This is a genomic window from Aeromicrobium sp. (assembly GCF_036676885.1).
GTDB lineage: Bacteria > Actinomycetota > Actinomycetes > Propionibacteriales > Nocardioidaceae > Aeromicrobium.
The window spans coordinates 1-5,805 of sequence record NZ_JAKFCB010000355.1; the positions used below are offsets into that span (position 1 = coordinate 1).

General features: G+C 68.9%; 4 protein-coding genes. All 4 read right to left on the bottom strand.

Translation table 11 applies throughout. From position 1 onward, the window contains the following. Window positions 1-211: 211 nt before the first annotated feature. Window positions 212-2,665, bottom strand: coding sequence for a GcvT family protein (locus V6M46_RS16825; RefSeq protein ID WP_332667187.1), 2,454 nt, complete (start codon window positions 2,663-2,665; stop codon window positions 212-214). Further along, complete coding sequence (locus tag V6M46_RS16830; RefSeq protein WP_332667189.1) at window positions 2,662-3,567, bottom strand: phosphotransferase; 906 nt, start codon at window positions 3,565-3,567, stop codon at window positions 2,662-2,664. Before V6M46_RS16830 ends, V6M46_RS16825 begins: the two co-directional genes overlap by 4 nt. 49 nt (window positions 3,568-3,616) lie before the next feature. Next, a complete protein-coding gene (locus tag V6M46_RS16835; protein ID WP_332667190.1) occupies window positions 3,617-4,432 on the bottom strand; it encodes a GntR family transcriptional regulator in 816 nt (271 codons plus the stop codon). A 22-nt stretch (window positions 4,433-4,454) separates the two neighbouring features. Then, the coding region (locus V6M46_RS16840; RefSeq protein ID WP_332667192.1) for an amino acid permease at window positions 4,455-5,805 on the bottom strand (1,351 nt) is incomplete at its 5' end.

The following is a 5,805-nucleotide window of genomic DNA, read 5'->3' on the forward strand; positions in this document are numbered from 1 at the left end:
CCGTCGGGGTAGATGCCGAGGCGGATCGACGTGGCGAGCATCTCGACGCACGACTCGAAGGCGTGGTGTGCCCGGAGGGGGCGGAGCACCGCGGCGGCGAGATCATCCTGCGTGTCCGCGAGGACGTCGTCGGGTCCTGCCGCCATGCCGCCTCCCCTCGCCTGTCCTTAAGGTCTGATATCGAACCTTATCGGCACCGCGAGGCGTATGTCTACGGCGCCTTGATCCGCTCCCCTGCAGGATCGAACAGCGGCCTGAGGCTGACCGCGACCGGTATGCGCCGGCCGCCGACGTCGAGCTCGTAGTCACCAGCCCGTACGTATGCCGCGTCGGCCGTGGCGCCGTCGGCAGCGTGCACCCACGCCAGGCCCACGCCCGTGCCGAGGGTCGCGCCCCAGGCGCCCGAGGTGGCCTGCCCGGCGGGCACCCCATCGCGTACGAGCAGCTCACCGCCCCACACCATGACCTCAGGGTCCTCGAGCGCGAACGAGACGAGGCGGCGCGAGGGTCCCACGGCCTTGGCCTTCTCGACGGCGGCGCGGCCGAGGAAGTCGATGTCGGTGCCGAGCTTGCAGGTGAAGCTCAGGCCGGCCTCGACCGGGTCGACCTCGGGCGTGAGCTCGCGGCCGAACGCGCGATAGCCCTTCTCGAGCCGCATCGACTCGATCGCGTAGTAGCCGGCATCGACGAGGCCCAGGTCGTCGCCGGCCGCCTGGATCGCGTCATAGACCTCGAGCGCGTCGTGCGTGCGGACGTACAGCTCCCAGCCCAGCTCGCCGACGTACGTGATCCTGGTGGCCCGCACCGTGAACCCGGCGAGGTCGATCTCGCGGCTGGCGCCGAACGGGAACCCGTCCTCGCTCACGTCGGCGTCGGTCAGTCGGCTCAGCAGCTCGCGTGACTGCGGCCCCATGAGCCCGAACACCGCGAGCCGGTCGGTGACGTCCTGGACCTGCGCATCGAGCCCGGCCGGGATGTTGCGCCGCAGCCAGTCCTGGTCGCGCTCGGTGGTGGCCGAGCTCGCGACGAGGAAGTACTCATCATCGAACACCCGCGTCACGGTCAGGTCGGACTCGTAGCCACCCCGCTCGTTGAGCAGCGCCGTGTAGACGGTCTGGCCCGGAGCGACCGCGACATCGTTGCTGCAGATCCACTGCAGGGCGGCCTCGGCGTCGGCGCCGTGCACGACGTACTTGGAGAACGAGGACTGGTCGAAGATCGCGACGGCCTCTCGGCAGGCGACCTGCTCCGCCGCCGACCAGGGCAGCCAGTTCTGCTTGCCCCAGGCGTACTGGATCGCGGGGTGGACGGCGGGTGGCGCGAAGTAGTTGGCGCGCTCCCAGCCCATTTTGCTGCCGAACCCGGCATTGGCCGCGGCCAGGCGTTCGTAGACCGGCGACGTCCGCAGCGGCCGCGCGGTGTCGTACTCCCGGTTGGGCCACGGCACGGCGTAGTGCAGGCCGAGGACCTCGGTGACCCGCGCCCGCAGGTATGCCTTGTCGTTCTGGAACGGCGCGAACCGGCGGATGTCGACCGCCAGCAGGTCGACCGTCGGCTGCCCCTCGAGCACCCACTCGGCCAGCGCGCGGCCGGCGCCACCGGCCGACGCGATGCCGACCGAGTTGAACCCCGCGCCGACGAAGAAGCCGCGGACCGAGGGCGCCTCGCCGAGGATGAACTGGTTGTCGGGGGTGAAGCTCTCCGGGCCGTTGTAGAACTTGCGGATGCCCGCGTCGTGCAGCGCGGGGATCCGCTCGAGCGCGCTGTCCATCAGGACCTGGAAGTGGTCCCAGTCCTCGTCGAGCAGCTGGAACTCGAACGGGTAGGGGATCTGGTCGGGCGCGACCCACGGCTTGGCCTCGGGCTCGAAGCCACCCACGACGAGCCCGCCGACCTCCTCCTTGAAGTACGTGTAGCCGTCGGGGTCGCGCAGGATCGGCAGGTCCGGGCGCACTCCCTCGATCTGGTCCGTGACGACGTAGAAGTGCTCGGCCGAGTGCAGTGGCACGGTGACACCGATCTGCGCGGCGAGCTGGTGCGCCCACTGGCCAGCGCAGTTGACGACGATGTCGGCCTCGATGTCGCCCTGGTCCGTATGCACGCCGGTGACCGCCCCGCCGTCGGTGAGCACCTCGGTGACCCGCACGTGCTCGACGATCGTCGCCCCACGCTGCCGAGCACCCCGCGCCAACGCCTGGGTCAGGTCGGTCGGGTTGGCGGTGCCGTCGCCCGGCAGCCAGATGCCGCCGAGCAGGTCGCCGGTCTCGAGCAGCGGATAGCGCTCGCCGGCCTGCTCGGGTGTGAGCAGCTCGCACTCCAGGTCGTACGCCGCGGCCGTCGCGACCGTGCGGCGGAGCTGCTCCATGCGGTCCTCGGTGCGCGCGACGGTGACCCCGCCACAGCGCTTGAACCCCGAGCTCAGGCCGACCTCGTCCTCGAGCTGCTCGTAGAGGGATGCGCTGTACTGCACGAGGGTCGTGCCGGCCTGTGTCGCGCGGAGCTGGCCGACCAGCCCGGCGGCGTGCCAGGTCGTGCCCGAGGAGAGCTCGCCCTGCTCGAGCAGCACGACGTCTCGCTCACCCGCCTTGGTCAGGTGATAGGCGACGCTCGTGCCGACGACGCCACCACCGATGATGACGATCCGTGCGCGGCTGGGCAGGGTCATGCCGCTCCCGCCGCCGTGTCGAGCCAGGTCTCGAACTGCGGGCTGCGGAAGTCGGCGACGGCCTTGTCGAAGCGGTCCTGGCCCCAGCCGTGGAAGTCGAAGTCGTCGTCGTTCGTCGCGGCCTGGATGAACCCCCACAGCGACCAGCCGTAGCGCGACACCGTGGCCTGCAGCCGGGCTCGGGCGATCAGGGCCGGGTCCTCATGACCGACGTACGCGGTGACCAGCTCGGTGAGGTGGTCGTCGTCGAGCTCGCACTCGGTCCACGAGTTGCCGAGCTCGAAGTAGGCGTCGTTGTTGCCGGCGTAGTCGTAGTCGATCAGCCAGATCCGCTCGCCGTCGTCGATGATGTTGCCGGCGAGCAGGTCGTTGTTGCACGGCACGGTCGGCAGCGGGCGGGACGCGAGCGCACCCTGGATGCGGAGGAACTCCGCGCCGTACGAGACGTAGTCGTCCGGGATCGCGAATCCGCGGCTGACACACGTACGGAGGTATGTCGGCTGACGGACGAACATGTCGAAGTTCGTCGAGAACCGCGGGCCGGAGTGGAGCAGCCTGATCGCCGCCGCGACCCGCGGGAGCACCCCGGGGACGCGGAGGTCCTCGTTCACATAGCTGCGGGCCCCGACGTACCCGATCACCAGCACGCCGAGGTCGGGGCGGTAGTCGACGAACGGCGCGCCCGCACCGGAGGCCTCGGCGGCCTTGGTGTTGTAGGACTCGGCGTCCCGGTCGATGCCCAGCAACGAGTTGTCGCTGCGGGCCAGGCGTACGACGAACTCGCCTGCCGGCGTCGTGACCTTGAGGTTCTGGTTCGTGAGGCCGCCGGAGAGCTCCTCGACGGTTCGCGGGGATCCGGCGAGGACCGGCACCTGGTCCAGCAGCGCCTCGATGTCCACCATTCGCGCAGCCTATCGACGACCCAACTTAAGGTCTAGACGCAACACAGGCTCACACGGGTTCGATGTTGAGCTCCGGCACGGAGCTCGCGCCGATTCCGGTCTGGAGGCTGATCCGGGTGCGGTCGGGCCGATAGCGGTCGTGCGCGTACTCGACCGGCACCCCCGTCGCGGTCGACGCCTTGCGGGTCACCAGCATGAGGGCCGAGCCGGGCTCGATCTCCAGCAGTCGCGCATGCTCGGCCGTCGAGATCTCGGGCTCGAGCCACTCCTTCGCGTGGTGCGGTGCGAGCCCGTAGTGCTCCCGCATCAATCCGTACAACGAGCCGGTGAGGCTGTGGTCGAGGAACCCGGGAAACAGGTGGGCCGGCAGGTATGTCTCCTCGAGCGCCAGGGGCACTCGCCGCGCGGAGCGTACGCGGATGACCTCGATGACGTCGTGCCGGCGGCCGAGCTCGAGCGCCGACGCGACCTCGGCCGACGCCGACACGATGCCGGCCCGCACGATCCGGGCGCCCGCGCGTACGTTGGCGCGCCGCATCAGCTCGGTGAATCCGGGCAACCCGCTGAGGTCGACCTCGATGCGTGGTTCGCGGACGAAGTTGCCACCCGAGCGACCTCGGCGACGCTCGATGTAGCCGCGGGCCTCGAGCGATCCCAGCGCCTGCCGCAACGTCATACGGCTGACCCCGAGGGCAGCGGCGAGCTCCTCCTCGGGGGGCAGCTTGTCGTCCGGCCGGACCTTGCCGGCACCGATCCGGCCGAGCAGCCACGACGCGATGCGGGCGTGTGAGGGACCATCGTCCGCCGTTGCCGAGAGGTCAGGCTTGTCGCCCAGCGCCTCGTCATCGACGTGCAGTGTCCTCACACGCCCGACCGTATCGCCTCATCTAGTCCTTGAAGGCCTCCACGACTGCCACGTCGATCGTGTGCTTCGGGCCCGTGTACCACTTCTTGGCCGACACATGCCACCAGATCGCCAGCGCGAGCAGCACGCCGCCGGTCAGGATCGGCGCGTAGTTGACGTACTTCCAGGAGAAGTCGTCGTTCCATGGCACCGCCGCCGGGGTGAACGGCAGGATGAAGTAGACCGAGATGATCGCGATCTCGGCCACGGCGATGAGGTTCATCCACTTGTACTTCGAGCCGTTGGTCCAGCTGCCCGGCACGAATGAGTCGCCCATCTTCCAGCGGAGCCAGATCGGGATCGCGAACGCCAGGTAGAGGCCGATGACGGCGACCGAGACGACCGCATAGAAGGCCACCGGCACCGGCGCCCCGTTGATGTCCACCTCGACCAGCGCAGGCAACGTGATGATCGCGCCGATGACCGTCGCGAACACGACGGCATTGGCCGGAACTTTCGACGCCGTCACCTTGGACCAGATCTTCGAGCCCGGGATCGCGCCGTCACGGCTGAAGGCGAACGTCATGCGCGACGTGCTCGTGAGGCACGCCGTCAGGCAGAAGAACTGCCCCGCCGTGGAGATCGCGAGGACCGTGACATGCCAGCCCTGGCCGAGGGCTTGACCGAAGATCAGGTCGACGCCACCGCCACCAGCAGTGACGGCGTCCTTGTCCTGCACTGCGAACAGGAACGCCAGCAGCAGGATCCAGCCACCGAGCGCGGAGTATGCGATCGACCGCCAGATGCCCTTGGCTGCGTGCTCCGACGCGGCGTGCGTTTCTTCGGAGAGGTGGGCAGAAGCGTCGTAGCCGGTGATCGTGTACTGCGTCAGCAGGAAGCCGATCGGCAGCACCAGGAACCAGTACGTGCCGCCGTTGGTCGCGGCGTCGGCGTAGCCGGAGTTGTTGACCTTGTCGGTGAACACGAAGTCCAGTGACTGGTGGGCCTTGGGCACGAACGCCAGGATCGCGATCACCGCCGCGACGCCGGCCACGTGCCACCAGACCGAGATGTTGTTCATGACCGCCATCAGGTGGCCGCTGAAGATGTTCAGCAGAGCAGCGATGGCAAGCAGGACCAGGAAGATCACGAAGACCCGCTGGAGGCTGTAGCCGTCCGCCCAGCTGCTGCTCATCGTGTTGAGCGTCAGGTCGAGGAACGTCGCACAGCCGTACGCCACGGAGGCCGTGACCGCGAGAAGACCGACCAGATTGAGCCAGCCGGTGAAGAAGCCCGCCGCCGGCCCGCCCATCTTGGAGGCCCACCAGTAGATGCCGCCGGACGTCGGATAGGCCGACACCAGCTCGGACATCGTGAAGCCGATGATGAGGATG

What these genes read in the sequence shown, in the direction of transcription:
- V6M46_RS16830 (WP_332667189.1), bottom strand. Translation starts at nt 3,567, where the DNA reads ATGGTGGACATCGAGGCGCTGCTGGACCAGGTGCCGGTCCTCGCCGGA.
- V6M46_RS16825 (WP_332667187.1), bottom strand. Translation starts at nt 2,665, where the DNA reads ATGACCCTGCCCAGCCGCGCACGGATCGTCATCATCGGTGGTGGCGTC.